This is a genomic window from Streptomyces sp. NPDC005648 (assembly GCF_040605395.1).
Classification (GTDB): domain Bacteria; phylum Actinomycetota; class Actinomycetes; order Streptomycetales; family Streptomycetaceae; genus Streptomyces.
On record NZ_JBEXCS010000102.1, the window covers coordinates 1 to 17,598 of the forward strand.

At 70.9% G+C, this 17,598-nt stretch carries 17 protein-coding genes; 10 read left to right on the forward strand and 7 right to left on the reverse strand.

The window, feature by feature from the left end:
• Positions 1-244: 244 nt before the first annotated feature.
• Entirely contained in the window at positions 245-514 is a 270-nt protein-coding gene (locus ABZT17_RS37820; RefSeq protein ID WP_356356053.1) for a hypothetical protein, read from the forward strand.
• Between the two features lie 93 nt (positions 515-607).
• On the opposite strand, the gene ABZT17_RS37825 is transcribed toward ABZT17_RS37820, so the two are convergent.
• Positions 608-1,345, reverse strand: coding sequence for a ferritin-like fold-containing protein (locus tag ABZT17_RS37825; RefSeq protein WP_356356055.1), 738 nt, complete (start codon positions 1,343-1,345; stop codon positions 608-610).
• A gap of 471 nt (positions 1,346-1,816) precedes the next feature.
• On the opposite strand from ABZT17_RS37825, the gene ABZT17_RS37830 reads away from it, so the two are divergent.
• Together ABZT17_RS37830 and ABZT17_RS37835 are read left to right on the forward strand one after the other, a co-directional pair.
• A complete protein-coding gene (locus ABZT17_RS37830; protein ID WP_356356057.1) occupies positions 1,817-4,534 on the forward strand; it encodes a DEAD/DEAH box helicase in 2,718 nt (905 codons plus the stop codon).
• A 280-nt stretch (positions 4,535-4,814) separates the two neighbouring features.
• The gene (locus ABZT17_RS37835) at positions 4,815-5,711 is read left to right on the forward strand and encodes an alpha/beta hydrolase (RefSeq protein WP_356356058.1); all 897 of its coding nucleotides are present in this window, start codon (positions 4,815-4,817) and stop codon (positions 5,709-5,711) included.
• Positions 5,712-5,801: 90 nt separating this feature from the next.
• Here ABZT17_RS37835 and ABZT17_RS37840 read toward each other — a convergent pair whose 3' ends face one another.
• Positions 5,802-6,695 (reverse strand): NYN domain-containing protein, encoded by an 894-nt coding sequence (locus ABZT17_RS37840; protein WP_356356060.1) that lies wholly within the window; start codon positions 6,693-6,695, stop codon positions 5,802-5,804.
• 183 nt (positions 6,696-6,878) lie between these two features.
• Between ABZT17_RS37840 and ABZT17_RS37845 the strand changes: the two genes are divergently transcribed.
• Complete coding sequence (locus ABZT17_RS37845) at positions 6,879-7,031, forward strand: hypothetical protein (RefSeq protein WP_133044490.1); 153 nt, start codon at positions 6,879-6,881, stop codon at positions 7,029-7,031.
• 97 nt (positions 7,032-7,128) lie between these two features.
• Here ABZT17_RS37845 and ABZT17_RS37850 read toward each other — a convergent pair whose 3' ends face one another.
• The 3 genes from ABZT17_RS37850 to ABZT17_RS37860 all read right to left on the reverse strand — a co-directional run bounded on the left by ABZT17_RS37850 (position 7,129) and on the right by ABZT17_RS37860 (position 9,389).
• Entirely contained in the window at positions 7,129-7,734 is a 606-nt protein-coding gene (locus ABZT17_RS37850; RefSeq protein ID WP_356356063.1) for a MarC family protein, read from the reverse strand.
• Between the two features lie 46 nt (positions 7,735-7,780).
• Entirely contained in the window at positions 7,781-8,638 is an 858-nt protein-coding gene (locus ABZT17_RS37855; protein ID WP_356356065.1) for a PHP domain-containing protein, read from the reverse strand.
• Positions 8,639-8,747: 109 nt separating this feature from the next.
• A complete protein-coding gene (locus ABZT17_RS37860) occupies positions 8,748-9,389 on the reverse strand; it encodes a DUF6758 family protein (protein ID WP_356356066.1) in 642 nt (213 codons plus the stop codon).
• A 168-nt stretch (positions 9,390-9,557) separates the two neighbouring features.
• Between ABZT17_RS37860 and ABZT17_RS37865 the strand changes: the two genes are divergently transcribed.
• Complete coding sequence (locus ABZT17_RS37865; protein ID WP_356356068.1) at positions 9,558-10,793, forward strand: MFS transporter; 1,236 nt, start codon at positions 9,558-9,560, stop codon at positions 10,791-10,793.
• Positions 10,794-10,834: 41 nt separating this feature from the next.
• On the opposite strand, the gene ABZT17_RS37870 is transcribed toward ABZT17_RS37865, so the two are convergent.
• Complete coding sequence (locus tag ABZT17_RS37870) at positions 10,835-11,419, reverse strand: suppressor of fused domain protein (RefSeq protein ID WP_356356070.1); 585 nt, start codon at positions 11,417-11,419, stop codon at positions 10,835-10,837.
• A gap of 477 nt (positions 11,420-11,896) precedes the next feature.
• Here ABZT17_RS37870 and ABZT17_RS37875 point away from each other — a divergent pair, with 477 nt between their 5' ends.
• Entirely contained in the window at positions 11,897-13,024 is a 1,128-nt protein-coding gene (locus tag ABZT17_RS37875) for a magnesium and cobalt transport protein CorA (protein WP_356356072.1), read from the forward strand.
• 23 nt (positions 13,025-13,047) lie between these two features.
• On the forward strand, positions 13,048-13,575 hold the full coding sequence (locus ABZT17_RS37880; RefSeq protein ID WP_356356074.1) for a hypothetical protein: 528 nt from the start codon (positions 13,048-13,050) through the stop codon (positions 13,573-13,575).
• A 16-nt stretch (positions 13,576-13,591) separates the two neighbouring features.
• On the opposite strand, the gene ABZT17_RS37885 is transcribed toward ABZT17_RS37880, so the two are convergent.
• Positions 13,592-14,314, reverse strand: coding sequence for a hypothetical protein (locus ABZT17_RS37885; RefSeq protein WP_356356076.1), 723 nt, complete (start codon positions 14,312-14,314; stop codon positions 13,592-13,594).
• A gap of 209 nt (positions 14,315-14,523) precedes the next feature.
• Between ABZT17_RS37885 and ABZT17_RS37890 the strand changes: the two genes are divergently transcribed.
• From ABZT17_RS37890 to ABZT17_RS37900, 3 genes are read left to right on the forward strand one after another with little or no spacing between them, the layout of a single operon-like run.
• Positions 14,524-15,810 (forward strand): CBS domain-containing protein, encoded by a 1,287-nt coding sequence (locus ABZT17_RS37890; protein WP_356356078.1) that lies wholly within the window; start codon positions 14,524-14,526, stop codon positions 15,808-15,810.
• Entirely contained in the window at positions 15,800-16,393 is a 594-nt protein-coding gene (locus tag ABZT17_RS37895) for a DUF1003 domain-containing protein (RefSeq protein ID WP_356356080.1), read from the forward strand. Before ABZT17_RS37890 ends, ABZT17_RS37895 begins: the two co-directional genes overlap by 11 nt.
• Before the next feature lie 43 nt (positions 16,394-16,436).
• The gene (locus tag ABZT17_RS37900) at positions 16,437-17,570 is read left to right on the forward strand and encodes an Mrp/NBP35 family ATP-binding protein (RefSeq protein ID WP_356356082.1); all 1,134 of its coding nucleotides are present in this window, start codon (positions 16,437-16,439) and stop codon (positions 17,568-17,570) included.
• Positions 17,571-17,598 lie beyond the last annotated feature (28 nt).

Consider the following 17,598-nt stretch of genomic DNA (forward strand, 5'->3'; position numbering starts at 1 on the left):
GCTCCGGCACCCTGCGCTACCTCCTGGTGGCACCCGCCGGACGCACCCGCCTGCTCCTCACCAAGTACACTCCTCGTGTTCCAGCTCGGGCGCTCCCCAGGTTCCCGCTCCGGGCGCGCCACCAAGATTTTCCTCCTCCACATATGGAGCACAAGTCACGCACAGAGGAGGATTGCATTCCGCAGGTCACGGGTATGACGGGCTACGACCGTGATGGGCAGTGTGGCCGTGTGGGAGGGACCCCATGTTGTTGTTCGAAGCACTCGGCTCCGCATTGCTCGGTCTGGCCCTGGCATGGGCGGCGGACCACCGCCTCTCCCACCGCCTGCCGACCCGCTCCCTGGTCCTCGCCACAGGCGTCGCCGGAGCCCTCTTCGGCGCCTTCCTCACCCACAGCGCCTTCGACCCGGGCAACTTCCTGCTGGTCCTCATCGGCGCGACGATCGTCTCGGCGGCGTCCCTGTCACTGCTCCTGCGCCCGTCAGGCAGACTCCGCCGCCAGGCGCCGGCGTAGAACATCGGCCCGAGGGGCGCGGCCGGACACCCCCGCGGGGCCGGACACGCCGCACCGCGCCACCCACGGAGCGCCCGCGCCCCCCACCGAGCGCTACGCCGCCAGGCCCAGCGCAGCCATCCGCTTCGTGTGGGCCTCGGTGATCCGCGAGAACATCCGCCCGACCTCAGCCAGGTCGAACCCGTCGGCGACCCCGCCCACCAGCATCGTCGACAGCGCGTCCCTGTCGGCGACGACCCGCTGCGACTGGGACAGCGCCTCGCCCATCAGCCGCCGGGCCCACAGAGCGAGCCGTCCACCCACCCGCGGATCGGCGTCGATGGCGGCCCGTACCTTCTCCACGGCGAACCCCGCGTGCCCGGTGTCGTCCAGCACGGCGAGCACCAGCTCACGCGTGTCCGAGTCGAGCCGCGCCGCGACCTCCCGGTAGAAGTCACTGGCGATCGAGTCACCGACGTACGCCTTGACCAGCCCCTCCAGCCAGTCCGACGGCGCCGTCTGCCGGTGGAAGCCGTCCAGCGCCGCGACGAACGGCTCCATGGCCAGCGTCGGTTCCTCGCCGATCTCCGTCAGCCGGTCCCGCAGCTTCTCGTAGTGATGGAACTCGGCCGACGCCATCTTCGCGAGCTCCGCCTTGTCCGCCAGCGTCGGCGCCAGCTTCGCGTCCTCCGCGAGCCGCTCGAACGCCGCGAGTTCGCCGTAGGCGAGCGCACCGAGGAGGTCGACGACCGCGGCCCGGTACTGCGGGTCGGCGGAGGCCTTCGCCCAGTCCTGGGCGGCCACTCCGGTGTGCGCGGCAGATGCGTCAGAGGTGTTGTCAGGCGTCGTCATGAAGCGCACAATAGTCCGCTTGCCGGGCCCCGGAAGTCCCTGGTCAATCAGTGTGACGACGACTACGTGACCAAATCGGCCACCGCGTGTGCGGGATTCCGGGGTATGGTGGTAATGCGCCTGCCGACCAATCGACGGGCCGCACGTATGAGGATGCCCGGTCGGTGGCCCGATCGGCTCCGACCCGACAGCCCTCCTTGTCCGTACGGCACATTGCGTACGGCGTCCGGAGGGAGACCCCTCAGCGGTACGAGCGCTAGAGCGTCGGCAGTGGTCCCGTGCCCTACGGCAAGCCCGTAAGGCAGCCGACGTCCCCGGCACGGTCCGTCACAGACCCCCGCGCTCGCCTCGCACCGCGCACACAGAAGAGGCAGCACCCTGACTACGACGTTCAGAGATCTCGGAATCCTTCCCGAGACCGCCGAGGCCCTCGAGGCCGTCGGCATCATCACCCCCTTCCCCATCCAGGAGATGACCCTCCCCGTCGCCCTCTCCGGCACGGACGTCATCGGCCAGGCCAAGACCGGCACCGGCAAGACGCTGGGCTTCGGCCTCCCGCTCCTGGAGCGGGTCACCGTCCCCGCCGACGTGGAGGCCGGGCGCGCCAGGCCCGAGGACCTCACCGACACCCCGCAGGCCCTCGTCGTCGTCCCGACGCGCGAGCTGTGCACCCAGGTCACCAACGACCTGCTGACCGCCGGCAAGGTCCGCAACGTCCGAGTGACGGCGATCTACGGCGGCCGGGCCTACGAGCCCCAGGTCGAGGCCCTCAGGAAGGGCGTCGACGTGGTCGTCGGCACCCCGGGCCGGCTGCTGGACCTCGCGGGCCAGAAGAAGCTCAACCTCAAGCACGTCAAGGCGCTCGTCCTCGACGAGGCCGACGAGATGCTCGACCTGGGCTTCCTGCCCGACGTCGAGAAGATCATCGACATGCTGCCGGCCAAGCGCCAGACCATGCTGTTCTCGGCGACCATGCCGGGCGCGGTCATCGGCCTGGCCCGCCGCTACATGTCGCAGCCCACGCACATCCGCGCCACCGCGCCGGACGACGAGGGCGTGACGGTCGCGAACACCGCGCAGCACGTCTACCGCGCGCACAACATGGACAAGCCCGAGATGGTCGCGCGGATACTGCAGGCCGACGGCCGCGGGCTGGCCATGATCTTCTGCCGTACGAAGCGTACGGCGGCCGACCTCGCCGACCAGCTCAAGCAGCGCGGTTTCGCCGCCGGAGCCGTCCACGGCGACCTCGGCCAGGGCGCCCGTGAGCAGGCGCTGCGCGCCTTCCGCAACGGCAAGGTGGATGTCCTCGTCTGCACCGACGTCGCCGCGCGCGGCATCGACGTCGAGGGCGTGACGCACGTCATCAACTACCAGTCGCCGGAAGAGGAGAAGACCTACCTGCACCGCATCGGCCGCACCGGCCGCGCGGGCAAGAAGGGCATCGCGATCACGCTGGTCGACTGGGACGACATCCCGCGCTGGCAGCTGATCAACAAGGCGCTGGAGCTGAGCTTCAACGACCCGCCGGAGACGTACTCCACCTCCCCGCACCTGTTCGAGGATCTGAGCATCCCCGCCGGCACCAAGGGTGTCCTGCCGCGTGCCGAGCGCACGCGCGCGGGGCTGGACGCGGAGGAGCTGGAGGACCTCGGCGAGACCGGCGGCCGCGGTGGACGCGGTCGCGGTGGCCGAAGCGGCGAGCGCGGTGGCCGGGGCGAGTCCCGTTCCGCCGAGCACGAGCGTCCGGCGCGTACGCCGCGGCGCCGTCGCCGTACGCGCAACGGCGCTCCGCTGGAGGGCACCGGCACGCCTGAGGCCGCGCCGCGGGAGACCTCCGCCGTCGAGGAGACCGAGGGCGTCCGCACTCCGCGTCGCCGCCGCCGCACCCGCAACGGAGCGGTTTCGGAGCCGGTGCCGGCCACGACAACGGCCCCCGAGGCCGCGGAGGCCGCCGTCACGACGGCGGAGGGCCCCGCGCTCGACGCCCCCGAGACCCCGGCCAAGCCGCGCCGCCGCCGCACCCGCAAGTCGGCGGAGACACTCGCCGTGGAAACTCCGGCGGTCACCGAGACTCCGGCCGCCACGGAGACCGCCGAGGCTCCGGCCGCCACGACGGCCGCCGCGACGGTTGTGGAGCCCGAGGCCCCCGCCGCCCAGCCGCGCCGCCGCACCCGGAAGACCGCGTCGGCCGCCGAGACCGCCGTCGACACGGCCGAGGGGACCACCGAGTCCGCCCCGGAGCAGACGGAGACGGCCCCGCGGCGCCGTACGCGCAAGACGACGGCACCGGCGGAGACCGCCACCGAGGCGACGGAGACGACAGAGCCGAAGCCCCGCACCCGGACCCGCAAGGCAACCGCCCCCGCGGAAACGGCAGTTGACACAGCCGAAGCCACGGAGACCAAGCCGCGCACCCGGACCCGCAAGGCCACGGCCACCGCTGCGGAAGCCACGGTCGACACGGCCGAGGCCACCGAGGCCAAGCCCCGCACCCGGACCCGTAAGGCAACGGCCGCCGCGGTAACGGCGGTTGACACGGCCGAGGCCGCGGAAGCCAAGCCTCGCCGGACCCGGAAGGCTGCTGCCGTCGCGGAGATCCCCGCTCAGGCGGCCGCCGAACCGGAGGCCAAGCCGCGCACCAGGGCCCGTAAGGCGACGGCCACCGCGGAGGCCGCGGTCGACACGGCCGAGGGCGCGGAAGCCAAGCCCCGCACCCGGACCCGCAAGACAGCCGCCGCCGCGACCCCGGTGGACACCACCGAGGCCGTCGAGGCCAAGCCCCGCACGCGCACCCGTAAGGTCGCCGAGGCTGTCGCCACCGCGCCGGAGGCCACCGAGCCCAAGCCGCGCACCCGGACCCGCAAGGCAACCGCCGCCGCGGAGGCCGCGGTCGACACGGCCGAGGGCACGGAAGCCAAGCCCCGCACCCGGACCCGCAAGACAGCCGCCGCGACCCCGGTGGACACCACCGAGGCCGTCGAGGCCAAGCCCCGCACCCGGGCCCGTAAGGCGACAGCCGCCGCCGAGATCCCGGCTCAGGCCGCGGAGGAGCCCGTGGCCAAGCCCCGGACCCGCGCGCGCAAGGCCACGGCCACCGCCGAGGTCGCCGCCGAAGCGGCCGAGCCCAAGCCCCGTACGCGCCGCCCCCGCAAGGCGACGGCCGCCGCGGAGCCCACGGAGAGCTGACCGCTCACTCACCGGACGGCCCGGCCCACCTCATGTGGGCCGGGCCGTCGGCGTTCCGGCAGGCGTCCCGACAGCGGCACGGGCGTGGGCGCACTGCCCTCTGGCCCCTCCGTCACCGCGGAGCGTCACACACCCGCTTCCGCCGACACACGGACTCCGCACCCCCACCGTCGACGCCCTCACCTCAGCGCCCACAACGGTGCACCCAGCTCAGCACCTCCGCCTACCCGCCACCCGGCCCCTTCCTCCCCCCGTCACCCCCGCCGGATACGCTCCCTTCATGAGCCGTCCCCCGACCTTCGCCCCGCCCGTCGGCGCGCGTGCGTTCGTGCTTCGTACCGACCGTGGAGACTTCGCCGCCATCGAGGCGGTGCCGGCGGACGGTGTCGCCCTGAAGGGCACCGCTCTGCTGCTGCCCGGCTTCACCGGCAGCAAGGAGGACTTCAACCCCCTGCACCAGACCCTCGCCGCCCGCGGGTACCACACCGTCGCCGTGGACGGCCGGGGCCAGTACGAGTCCGACGGGCCCGAGCACGACGAGTCGGCGTACGCCCAGGGAGAGCTCGCCCAGGACGTCCTCGCCCAGGCGGCGGCCCTCGGCGCCCCGGGCGCCCCCGTCCATCTGCTCGGCCACTCCCTGGGCGGCCAGATCGCCCGTGCGGCCGTTCTGCTCGACCACACCCCGTTCCGTTCGCTCACCCTGATGGCCTCCGGCCCCGCCCAGATCTCCAGCTCCCAGCAACAGCGCGTCAAGCTGCTGCGGGATGCCCTCGCCGTGATGACGATGACCGAGGTGTGGGACGCGATCCAGGCCATGGAGCCGCCGGAGGAGACCGACACCGGAGATCTGGACGAGGGGCTCGACGACCGGGACGACCTGCGCCGCCGCTGGCTGGGCAACAAGCCCGCCCAGCTCATCGCGACGGGCCGCCAGTTGTGCGTGGAGCCGGACCGGGTGGCCGAGCTCGCCGTGGTCCCGCTCCCCTTCCACGTCCTGTCGGGCTCCCGGGACGACACCTGGCCGGTGACGCTCCTCGACGACATGGCGCTGCGCCTGCGGGCCCACCGCACGGTGATCCAGGGCGCCGAGCACTCCCCCAACACCGACAAGCCCCTGGAGACGGCCCGCGCCTTCGCCGACTTCTGGGACGGGACGGCCGACGCCCTCAAGTTCTGACGGCATCAAGTCCTGACGCCCTCAAGTTCTGACGCCGTCAAGTCATCACGCGGTCAAGTCCTGACGCCGGCAAGTCCCAGCGGGACGGCGTCAGTACAGCGTCTGCAGATGCTCCCAGAACCCGTCCCGCAGCGCCCGCCGCAGATCCGACTGGCCGCGCAGCGAGTACTGCAGCAACCCCTCCGCCTCCACCAACAGGTCCTGGTCCACCGAGCCCGGCAGATACGGATGCCCCGGCAGCAGCTCCACCAGAGACTCACGCCCCCGCGCCGCCAGCCACTTCGCCGCGATCTGCGCGCCGACGAAACGGACGTCCTCGCGGGTCGGCCGGGAGGCGCCGGCCTCGTAGGCGGCGGCGGTGCGCCGGGCGACGTACGGCTTGAAGAAGTCGAGGTCGAGGGTGCGCTGGCTGTCGACCTCCCAGAGCAGCGGTTCCGCCTGGTTGCGGCCCTCGGGCGCCTCGATGCCCCAGAGGTGGACCCGGGCGCCGTACCCCTGGGCCGCCTCGACCGCGGAGACGAGGTCCTCGTCGCCGCCGAGCAGGGCCGCGTCGCTGATGGCGCGGTGGCGGGCGAGGGACTCGAGGTCGCTGCGGATGAGTGAGTCGACGCCCTTCTGCTGGTTGTTGGCGTTCAGGTTGCCCAACCGGACCTTGACGTCGGGGAGTTCGGCGATCGACTGCTGCTCGGCGGTGTGAATGCGGCGTCTCGCGCCGTCGTACCAGTAGACCCGCAGCAGCCGGCTGTCCGCGAAGATCGTGCGGGCCCGGTCGATGAGTGCCTCGATCAGCCCCTCGGCGTCCAGGTCGAAGGCGCGCCGGTCCTCGGTCCCGGCCACCAGGCGTCCCGCGGCCGCGTACAGGTAACCCGCGTCGACGAAGATCGCATGCGTCGAGGGCGTCTTCGCCACCTCGGCGAGCATGCGCTGGAGCAGCTCGTTCGTGCGGTCGATGCGGGCGGTGAGGGCCGCGAGGTCGTCGTTCATCACCTCCATTGTCCCGGCGGTCACGCTGCGAACACAACCGGTCCCGGTCAGTCTCATTCACACATCTCGCACGCCTCTTACCGGTCAGTAATTAGTCGTTCGAAAAATTTCTTTAGCGTAGGGAATGTTTGTAACACGCAGGCCGTTGACTGACACAGAACCACGAAGACGAAGGGAGAGGCCATGCGCTTCGAAATCATGCGACTCGACGAGGTCGACGGGACGCCCGTGGACAGCACTGTCGTGGACGCCGCCTCCGTCAACCGGATCGTGCAGCAGGCCGCCGCCATCGGGCAGCGCCTGTGGATCCGACCGGCCGAGAACACGGCCGCGTAACCGACACAGACGCGGATCACCGCCGAAGCTTCAGAGCCCCCGTACGGCACCACGCCGTACGGGGGCTCTGCGCTTGCGGTCTCCGCGCTTCGCGGGCTCAGCTCGCCCGGATCACCTGGGTGATCCCGTTGATGATCTGCTGCACGGCGATCGCGGACAGCATCATGCCCGCGAGCCGCGTCACCAGGACGACACCGCCGTCCTTGATGACCCGGATGATCAGCAGCGAGTAGCGCATCACCAGCCACAGCACGACATGGATGGCGAGGATCGCGCACCACACCGAGACCTGCGTGGCCACGCTGTCGGCCTTCTGCACGGCGAGGATGACGGACACGATCGCGCCCGGACCGGCCAGCAGCGGCATGCCCAGCGGCACGAGCGCCACATTGACGTCCTTGGTCTGCTTCGGCTCGTCGGTCTTGCCGGTGAGCAGGTCGAGGGCGATCAGCAGGAGCAGCAGCCCGCCCGCGATCATCAGTGCGGGCACGGACACGTGCAGGTAGTCGAGGATCTGGTGTCCCAGGAGTCCGAAGACGGTGATCACACCGCAGGCCACACACACGGCCTGGAAGGCCATCCGCTTCTGCACCTTGCCGGGGCGTCCGGCGGTGAGGGCGAGGAAGATCGGGGTGATCCCGGGGGGATCCATGATGACGAAGAGGGTCAGGAAGAGGGAGCCGAAAACGGCGGCGTCGAACATGAGGGCCTTGCCGGAGGAGGGGTGAGCGGGGTGGCGTGGGCGGGCGTCAGGCTCCGCCGGTCCCCGGCACCGGGAACGCCCCGGTCGCCCGGCGCGTGATCTCGCCGTACACCTCGGGGTCGGTGGTGTACTCGCCGAGCACGCAGGTCTTGCGGCTGCCGTGGTAGTCGCTGGACCCGGTGGTCAGCAGCCCCAGTTCCTTGGCCAGCCCCCGCAGCCGCGCCCGGGTCTCCGGGTCGTGGTCCATGTGGTCGACCTCGATGCCGTCGAGGCCGGCGGCGGCCATCTCGGCGATCGCGGACTCCGGCACCGTACGACCGCGCTTGCCGGCCCCGGGATGCGCGAACACCGTCACGCCGCCGGCCGCCTTGACCAGCCGGATCGCCTCGAACGGGTCCGTCTCGTGCTTCGGCACATGCGCCCGTCCGCCGTCGGCCAGCCAGTCGGCGGTGAACGCCTCGTCCACGCTCCGCACGACGCCCAGCTCGACCAGCGCGGTGGCGACATGCGGCCGGCCGACCGACCCGTCCCCGGCGATCCGCGCCACCTGCTCCCAGGTGACCGGCACGCCCAGATCCCGCAGCCGGTCGACCATGGCGCGCGCCCGCGGCACCCGGTCGTCCCGCACCAGCTCGCGCTCGGCGAGCAGCGCGGGCTCCCCGGGGTCGAAGAGATAGGCGAGCAGGTGCATGGAGACACCGTCGACACGGCAGGACAGCTCGGCCCCGGTCACGAGGGTCAGCCCCTCGGGCAGCGCGGCGACGGCCTCGGCATGTCCGCGGGTGGTGTCGTGGTCGGTCAGCGCGACGACGTCGAGCCCGGCGGCGGCGGCGTTGCGCACCAGCTCGGCCGGGGTGTCCGTACCGTCGGAAGCCGTGGAGTGGCAGTGCAGATCGATACGCACGACACGGACTCCAGGCGTTGACGGAACGGAAGAGGACGCTCAAGGATAACCGGATTTTCGAGCTCCCCTGTCACACCCGAATCGGCGATACGCCCCCTACAGGCCACCCTCAGGGTTTCAACAGCCGAGGCGACAGCGCGCCACAGGGAACCAGCTCGACCTCCGCACCCGCGTCCCGCAGATCGGTCAGCACCAGCTCGTCGTACATCAGCAGCCCGGACTGCTCGGGCCAGACCACGGCCCACAGCCACAGCCCCCGCGCCTCCCCGGCGAACACCGCGCGGTCGTCCGGCGCCCCGGTGACATGCCACAGCGGAGTGGGCCGACCGCCCGCCAGCACCTTGGCCTGTGGTGGCTTCTCGACACTCATGTAGGGCCCCGGGTCGGGTCCGTCGATGCCCGCGTACCGCGCGCCGAGGCCGACGCCGAGCTCCTCGGCGACCAGGATCAGCTCGCCCATGCCGCCGAGCGGACCGGGTCCCGAGCAGGCCACCGCGGTCGCCCGCCCGCCGTGCCGGTCGTCGCCCGCGCACGCCACGCCCGTGAACAGCCAGCCGACCGGCAGCGGCCAGGGCATCCACACCGGCACCTGGGTGCGGTGCACCACCACGCTGAGGGCCTCGACGCTGGGCGGGATCACGGGCTGCACCGGATGCACGGTGCCGTGCACATCGCACTGCCAGGAATCGGCGAAGAGTCCGGGAGCCCTGACCCGGCCACCACACTTCGGGCAACTGGGTTCGCCCCTCATAGGGCCCCACGGTCCTACCCCTGGTCCCCCACGTCAAGGACGATCACCCGTCCGGACGGAACACTTCACCGGCTTCCCCCCGGAAAAACTAGATGTCCCTTGCATTAATTAGCCGACCTAACTTACTATGTGCATATACCAACTATCTCGTGGGGACAGGAGCACATGATGGGAGCAAGTCAGGACCCCTTCGACGAGGGAGCGGGCAGCATCCTGCGTCAGCCCAAGGCGGTCTGGGCCACGGCCGGCGCGTCCGTCGTCGCCTTCATGGGCATCGGGCTCGTCGACCCGATCCTGCCGTCGATCGCCCGGGGCCTGGACGCCACGGCCAGCCAGGTCTCGCTGCTGTTCACCTCGTACTTCCTGATCACCGCCGTGGCGATGCTGGTGACCGGCTTCGTCTCCAGCCGGATCGGCGGCAGGAAGACCCTGCTGCTCGGACTCGCCTTCGTGGTCGTCTTCGCCGGTCTCGCCGGCACCTCGGGCTCGGTCGCCGAACTCGTCGGCTTCCGCGCGGGCTGGGGCCTGGGCAACGCCCTGTTCGTCTCCACCGCCCTCGCCGTCATCGTCGGCGCGGCGGCCGGCGGCAGCGCGGCGGCGATCCTGCTGTACGAGTCCGCCCTGGGCCTCGGCATGGCCTGCGGGCCGCTGCTGGGCGCACTGCTCGGCAACGTCAGCTGGCGCTACCCCTTCTTCGGCACGGCCACGCTGATGGCGGTCGGGTTCCTGTGCATCACGGCGTTCCTGAAGGAGCAGCCGAAGCCGGCCCGCAAGACCTCGCTCCTCGACCCGATCAAGGCGCTCGGTCACCCCGGCCTGGCCTCGGCCGCGGCTTCCGCGTTCTTCTACAACTACACGTTCTTCACCGTGCTGGCCTTCACACCGTTCGTGCTGAACATGACCCCGTACAAGTCGGGGGCCGTCTTCTTCGCCTGGGGCCTGCTGCTCGCCGTCTTCTCGGTCGTCGTGGCTCCGCGTCTGCAGAAGCGGTTCGGTTCGCTGAGGGTGCTCGGCGGCTCGCTGGTGCTGCTGGCGGTCGACGTGCTCGTCCTCGGCTACGGCGACCACACCACCGCCGTCGTGTGCACGATCCTGTCCGGCGCCTTCATCGGTGTGAACAACACCGTCTACACGGAGCTGGCCCTCGGGGTGTCCGACGCGCCGCGTCCGGTGGCGAGCGCCGGCTACAACTTCGTGCGCTGGTTCGCCGCGGCCGCCGCTCCCTACTTCGCGCCGAAGATCGAGGAGTGGACCGACATCCATGTGCCGTTCGTGGTCGCGGCGGTCACGGCGGTCGTCGGGGCGATCGTGGTCGTCGTACGGCGGGACGCGCTGACGCACGAGGCCGAGCGGCTGGAGCAGAGGCACGCGAGCGAGGACAGTGTCGCCGTCTTTGCCAACTGACGCTTTTCGGACGCCGGTTGGTGAGCTTGCTCACTCGGCGTTCAGTCCAGCGGGACGGACGTCCGGGACGGGTCGCGCAGATCCGTCCCGTTCGTCAGCCAGCGCTCCTTGAGGGCCGGGGCGCCGTGGACGCGTTTCCAGGCGGCCTCGTTCGGGGTCATGGGGAGCAGCGGCAGGAAGCGCACGGGGTCGAGGGGCTCGTCGAGGTCGAGATCCTCGACCAGGCCGCCCGGTTCGGCGACCAGGACCGAACTGAACGGCGCGCCCGGCCACAGGGGCTCGCCGACGTCGAGGGAGGCACCCGGAGCCACGATCACACCCTCGACCTGCGGAGACGCGGCGAGTACGGCGAGCGGGCGCAGCGCCTTGTCGGTGTCGGCCCGGCCGCCGCGCACCGAGAGGACGAGCTCGGCGCGGGGGCCCTTGACCGGGTCGGCGAGCACCGCGGTGGGGTCGCTCATGGGCTGTGCGGACATGCCGAGGGTGGCGTAACGGACGATGTCGCCCTCGTGGAAGCGGAGCACCTCGATGCGGTCCGTGCCGAGAAACGTGACCGCCGCGCGCGCGTCCGGTTCGCCCAGCGCGGAGCGCAACCTTGCCTCGACCAGAGGAAGAACATCAACCATGCGGCGAGCATAGAACTCGTCAGTACCGGGCAAAGCGGCGGCTTGACTATTTGGGCGGCTGGTAGTCTGGCCCGGTCGTCGGGGCAGCACGCAGCAGCGTCGCGGTCGAGTCCCGACGCCAGTTGGACTCCCTTACGGGAATGGAACGTCCCTTACGAGGGACCGGCCGGAGGAGGTGGGGCTGTCATGGATCGAAGTCACCCGTGCAGTACCACTCGCTCTTCCCGCCGCTGATATCGGCTGATCCGGCTCTGGCTGACCGCCGCCTTTCACGCTCACGTCTTCACGCGGAAGAGCACTTCGTCTCGTTTTGCCTGATCTGTCTGATCTGACTTCAGTAGCGAAGCTCGCCACCGCGACGGTGCGGTGCTCCCCGCTTTGCGGACGTGCCAAACACCCGCAGTTGAGGACGTCCCCATTCCGGGCAGTTCCACCCGTCGTCGGCGCCTTTCGTTGCCTGCCACGAAGGAGCCAGCCATGTCGATGATCCGTGACCTGCGTGCCGCGGTCCGTCCGTCCCGCCCCTCGCTGCGCAAGGGGCTGCACCTGGGCGACGACGCGTACGACACCACGCGTGACCCCGGCACTCCCTCGGCCGTCGTCGACTGCGCCGTCTACCGCGACGGCGCCCGCGTCCAGACGCCGAAGCCGCTGACCCCGCACGAGGCGATGCGCTCGGTGCGCCGTGACGGCGGCTTCGTGTGGATCGGTCTGCACGAGCCGACCGAGTCCGAGTTCTCGGGTATCGCGAGCGAGTTCGGGCTCCACCCGTTGGCCGTGGAGGACGCCGTCCAGGCCCACCAGCGGCCCAAGCTGGAGCGCTACGACGACTCCCTCTTCACCGTCTTCAAGACCATCCACTACGTCGACCACGACGAGCTCACCGCCACCAGCGAGGTCGTCGAGAGCGGCGAGGTCATGTGCTTCACCGGCCGGGACTTCTTCATCACCGTCCGGCACGGCGGCCAGGGCTCCCTGCGCGCCCTGCGCCACCGCCTCCAGGACGACCCCGAGCTGCTCGCCAAGGGCCCCTCGGCCGTGCTGCACGCGATCGCCGACCATGTCGTCGACGGCTACCTCGCGGTGGCCGACGCCATGCAGGACGACATCGACGAGGTGGAGACCGAGGTCTTCTCACCGGGCCGGGGCGGTGTCTCGCGCGGTGTGGACTCGGCGCGGATCTACCAACTCAAGCGCGAGGTCCTGGAGTTCAAGCGCGCGGTGTCGCCGCTGCTGCGCCCGATGCAGCTGCTGAGCGAGCGGCCGATGCGGCTGGTCGACCCGGACATCCAGAAGTACTTCCGGGACGTCGCCGACCACCTCGCCCGCGTCCAGGAGCAGGTCGTCAGCTTCGACGAGCTGCTCAACTCCATCCTCCAGGCCAACCTCGCGCAGGCGTCCGTCGCCCAGAACGAGGACATGCGGAAGATCACGGCGTGGGCGGCCATCATCGCCGTACCGACGATGGTGACCGGTGTGTACGGCATGAACTTCGACTACATGCCGGAGCTGCACTCGCACTACGGCTACCCGACGGTGCTGTTGGCCACGGTCGCGCTCTGCATCGGCATCCACCGCACGCTGAAGCGGAACGGCTGGCTGTGAGGGCGCCTGGATACGCTGAGCCCATGACAAGCGAGCTGCTCGACCAGGCCCTCGTCGAGGAGGCCACCAAGAAGTCCGGCCTCATCTGGGTCAGGGGTTCCGGGCCCGCGGCCCGAGCGCTGTGGCACGTGTGGCACGAGGGTGCCGCGTGTGTGATCGGCGACGGGCCGGGTGAGCAGCCGCTGCCCGGGCTCACCGACGGGGGCCCGGCCGAGGTGACGGTCCGCAGCAAGGACAAGGGGGGCCGGCTGGTCTCCTGGACGGCGAGGGTCGTGGAGCTCGCGGCGGGCTCGCCGGCCTGGGAGGCGGCGGTCGCCGAACTGAAGGGCAAGCGGCTCAACGCGCCCGACGGGGAAGCGATGCCGGAGCGCTGGGCGCGGGAGTGCCGGGTGCTGCGGCTGGAGCCGACGGGGGCGACGGCCGCGCTGCCCGACTCCTCGCTCGCCGAGGCCCCGCTGCCCTCCCCCGCCACGACCCGCGAGCCGATCCCCGCGGGGCTTCCGCGCCTGCTCCTCAAGAAGAAACGCAGGCGCGGCCAGCGCCCGTCCTAGAGCCGGTTGTGCGCCTTCACGAACTCGGCAGCTGCTTGCCGTAGTCCACCGTCTCGGCCGCCTTCGGCTCGCTCAGGGCGAAGTCCTTGCCCCAGGAGGAGAAGGTCAGGGTCCCCGCGCCGCCCGCCCGCTGCAGCCGTAGCGGATACGGCCTGCCCTCCAGGGACACGTCGAGGGTGCCGCCGGAGCCCTTGTCGCCGGTGATGCGGATGGTGCGGGTACCCGACTGCTCGTGGTGGCCGTCGGTCGCCAGCGTGCCGTGCAGGGTCAACAGGCCCGAGAGGAGGACGTCCTTGTCGGTGAAGCCGCTGAACTTCTTGTACGAGGGGTCGCCCTGCGGCACCTTCACGTACTTGCCGTCGAGCTTGTCGGCGGTCCCGGCGCCGGTGCCGTCGGCCTGGTTCCAGAAGCCGGAGTCGGCCTTCAGATACAGCTTCTCCCCGATCCGCAGCAGCCCGAAGGAGGCCCCCTTGGAGGTGACCGTGCCGGTGCCGCCGTCCGACCTCAGCCGCATGTCGAGCGTGTATGTGCGACCGTTGGTGACCACCGTCCCGGCCAGCCGTACGGTCTCCGCGCCCGCGGCTGCCGCCCGGGTCTTCGACTGGATCGTCGTGGCCGGCAGCTTCCCGACCCCGTTCGTCCCCGCGTCGGGGTCCCCACCGCACCCGGTCACCACCAGCGCGCACATCACGCCCGACAACACGGCTCGGCGGGTACGGCCCTGGGGAATCGCAGTCACAGGTGGGGCTGCCTTTCTGTCGAGTGACCTCAGCGGCGTGGGGCAGCGTACCGGGGTGCGCGCAGGCGGTCCGTCCGGACCTCTCACCAGGGCGGACCTGATCGGGACGGGCTAGCCTGAAGCCCGTTCGAGCGGGCATTCCGGGAAAGAAAGACAGTACGGAAAAAGAATGACAGTACGGAAAACTGAGTAGAAAAGGAGGTGCGGCCATGGCAGCGGGCGCCCCCCGGATCTTCGTCTCGCACCTCGCCGGTGTCGCCGTGTTCGATCCCAACGGCGACCAGGTGGGCCGCGTGCGCGATCTGGTCGTCGTGCTGCGCGTCGGGCGGCGGCCCCCGCGTGTGCTCGGACTGGTGGTCGAACTGTCCACCCGACGCCGTATCTTCCTGCCCATGACCCGGGTGACCGGCATCGAGTCCGGCCAGGTCATCACCACCGGCGTGCTCAACGTCCGCCGCTTCGAACAACGCCCCACCGAACGCCTCGTCTTCGGCGAACTCCTCGACCGGCGCGTCACGCTAGTGGAGACAGGTGAGGAGGTCACCGTCCTCGACGTGTCGGTGCAGCAGCTGCCGGCCCGCCGGGACTGGGAGATCGGCCGGGTCTTCGTGCGCAAGGGGAAGAGCGGCGCCTTCCGGCGGGCCAAGGGCGAGACACTGACCGTCGAGTGGTCCTCCGTCACCGGCTTCTCCCTGGAGGAGCACGGCCAGGGCGCCGAGAGCCTGCTGGCCACCTTCGAGCAGCTGCGCGCCGCGGACCTGGCGAACGTGCTGCACCACCTCTCCCCCAAGCGGCGCGCCGAGGTGGCGGCCGCCCTCGACGACGACCGGCTGGCCGACGTGCTGGAGGAGCTGCCGGAGGACGACCAGATCGAGATCCTAGGCAAGCTCAAGGAGGAGCGGGCGGCGGACGTCCTGGAGGCCATGGACCCCGACGACGCGGCCGACCTCCTGTCCGAGCTGCCCGAGGAGGACAAGGAGCGGCTGCTGAGCCTGATGCAGCCCTCCGACGCGGCCGACATGCGGCGCCTGATGTCGTACGAGGAGCACACGGCCGGCGGTCTGATGACGACCGAGCCGATCGTGCTGCGTCCGGACGCGACCGTCGCGGACGCCCTCGCGCGCGTGCGCAACGCCGACCTCTCCCCCGCGCTCGCCGCCCAGGTCTACGTCTGCCGCCCGCCCGACGAGACGCCGACCGGCAAGTACCTCGGCACGGTCCACTTCCAGCGCCTGCTGCGCGACCCGCCGTACACCCTGGTCAGTTCGATCATCGACGACGACCTGCAGACGCTGGACCCGGACGACCAACTGCCCGTCGTCGCCGGGTTCTTCGCGACGTACGACATGGTGGCGGCGCCGGTGGTCGACGAGGCGGGGTCGCTGCTGGGCGCGGTGACCGTGGACGACGTACTCGACCACATGCTGCCCGAGGACTGGCGGGAGACCGAGTTCCATCTCGACGAGGGTGAGGGGGTGGCCACGCATGGCTCCTGAGCGTGAGAGCACCCGTGAGCGGACCCCGGCCGGGGCGACGGCGTCCACACGCACGCGTGCCCGTCTCGACCAGCCGCGCCCACCGCGGCGCAGGCTGCTGCCCGAGTGGGACCCGGAGGCCTTCGGGCGCCTCTCGGAGCGCATCGCGCGCTTCCTCGGCACGGGACGCTTCATCGTCTGGATGACCATCGTCATCGTGCTGTGGGTGGTGTGGAACATCTTCGCGCCGAAGGACCTGCGCTTCGACAACTACCCGTTCATCTTCCTGACCCTGATGCTGTCCCTCCAGGCCTCCTACGCGGCCCCGCTGATCCTGCTCGCGCAGAACCGGCAGGACGACCGCGACCGGGTCAACCTCGAACAGGACCGCAAGCAGAACGAGCGGTCCATCGCCGACACCGAGTACCTGACCCGCGAGATCGCCGCCCTGCGCATCGGCCTCGGCGAGGTGGCCACTCGCGACTGGATCCGCTCCGAGCTGCAGGACATGGTGAAGGAGCTGGAGGAACGGCAGCACGGCCACCACAAACAGGTCGTATTCCCGGCGGAACGGCCGTCGGGACGTGACGTAGACGACCGGTGACGGGCTTACCGGGCCCCGGCTACTGAGCCGTACCATCGTCTTCATGGCTAGCGAAGACGCGGTGCGTGAGGCACTGGCGACGGTGAACGACCCCGAGATCAACCGACCCATCACCGAGCTCGGGATGGTCAAATCGGTGGACATCGGCGCGGACGGGACGGTCGCGGTCACCGTGTACCTCACGGTCTCCGGCTGCCCGATGCGCGAGACGATCACCCAGCGGGTGACCGAGGCGGTCTCCCGGGTCGAGGGCGTCACCCGCGTCGACGTCACGCTGGACGTGATGAGCGACGAGCAGCGCAAGGAGCTGGCGAACGCGCTGCGCGGCGGCCAGGCCGAGCGCGAGGTCCCCTTCGCCAAGCCGGGCTCGCTCACGCGCGTGTACGCGGTCGCCTCCGGCAAGGGCGGCGTCGGCAAGTCCTCGGTCACGGTCAACCTGGCGGCGGCGATGGCGGCCGACGGCCTCAAGGTCGGTGTCGTCGACGCGGACATCTACGGCCACAGCGTGCCGCGCATGCTCGGTGCCGACGGCAGTCCCACCCAGGTCGAGAACATGATCATGCCGCCGTCGGCGAACGGCGTGAAGGTCATCTCCATCGGCATGTTCACGCCGGGCAACGCGCCGGTGGTGTGGCGTGGCCCGATGCTGCACCGCGCGCTCCAGCAGTTCCTCGCGGACGTCTACTGGGGCGACCTCGACGTCCTGCTCCTGGACCTGCCGCCCGGTACCGGCGACATCGCGATCTCGGTCGCGCAGCTGGTCCCGAACGCGGAGATCCTGGTCGTGACGACCCCGCAGCAGGCGGCGGCCGAGGTCGCCGAGCGGGCCGGCTCGATCGCCGTGCAGACCCATCAGAAGATCGTCGGCGTGGTCGAGAACATGTCCGGGCTGCCCTGCCCGCACTGCGGCGAGATGGTCGACGTCTTCGGCACGGGCGGCGGCCAGTCGGTGGCCGACGGCCTCACCCGCACGATCGGCGCGACCGTCCCGGTCCTCGGCTCCATCCCGATCGACGTCCGCCTGCGCGAGGGCGGCGACGAGGGCAGGCCGGTGGTCCTGTCCGACCCGGACAGCCCGGCGGGCGCGGCCCTGCGGGGCATCGCCGGCAAGCTGGGCGGCCGGCAGCGGGGCCTTTCGGGACTGTCCCTGGGGATCACCCCGAAGAACAAGTTCTAGGACGACGAACAAGTTCTGGGACGTCCGT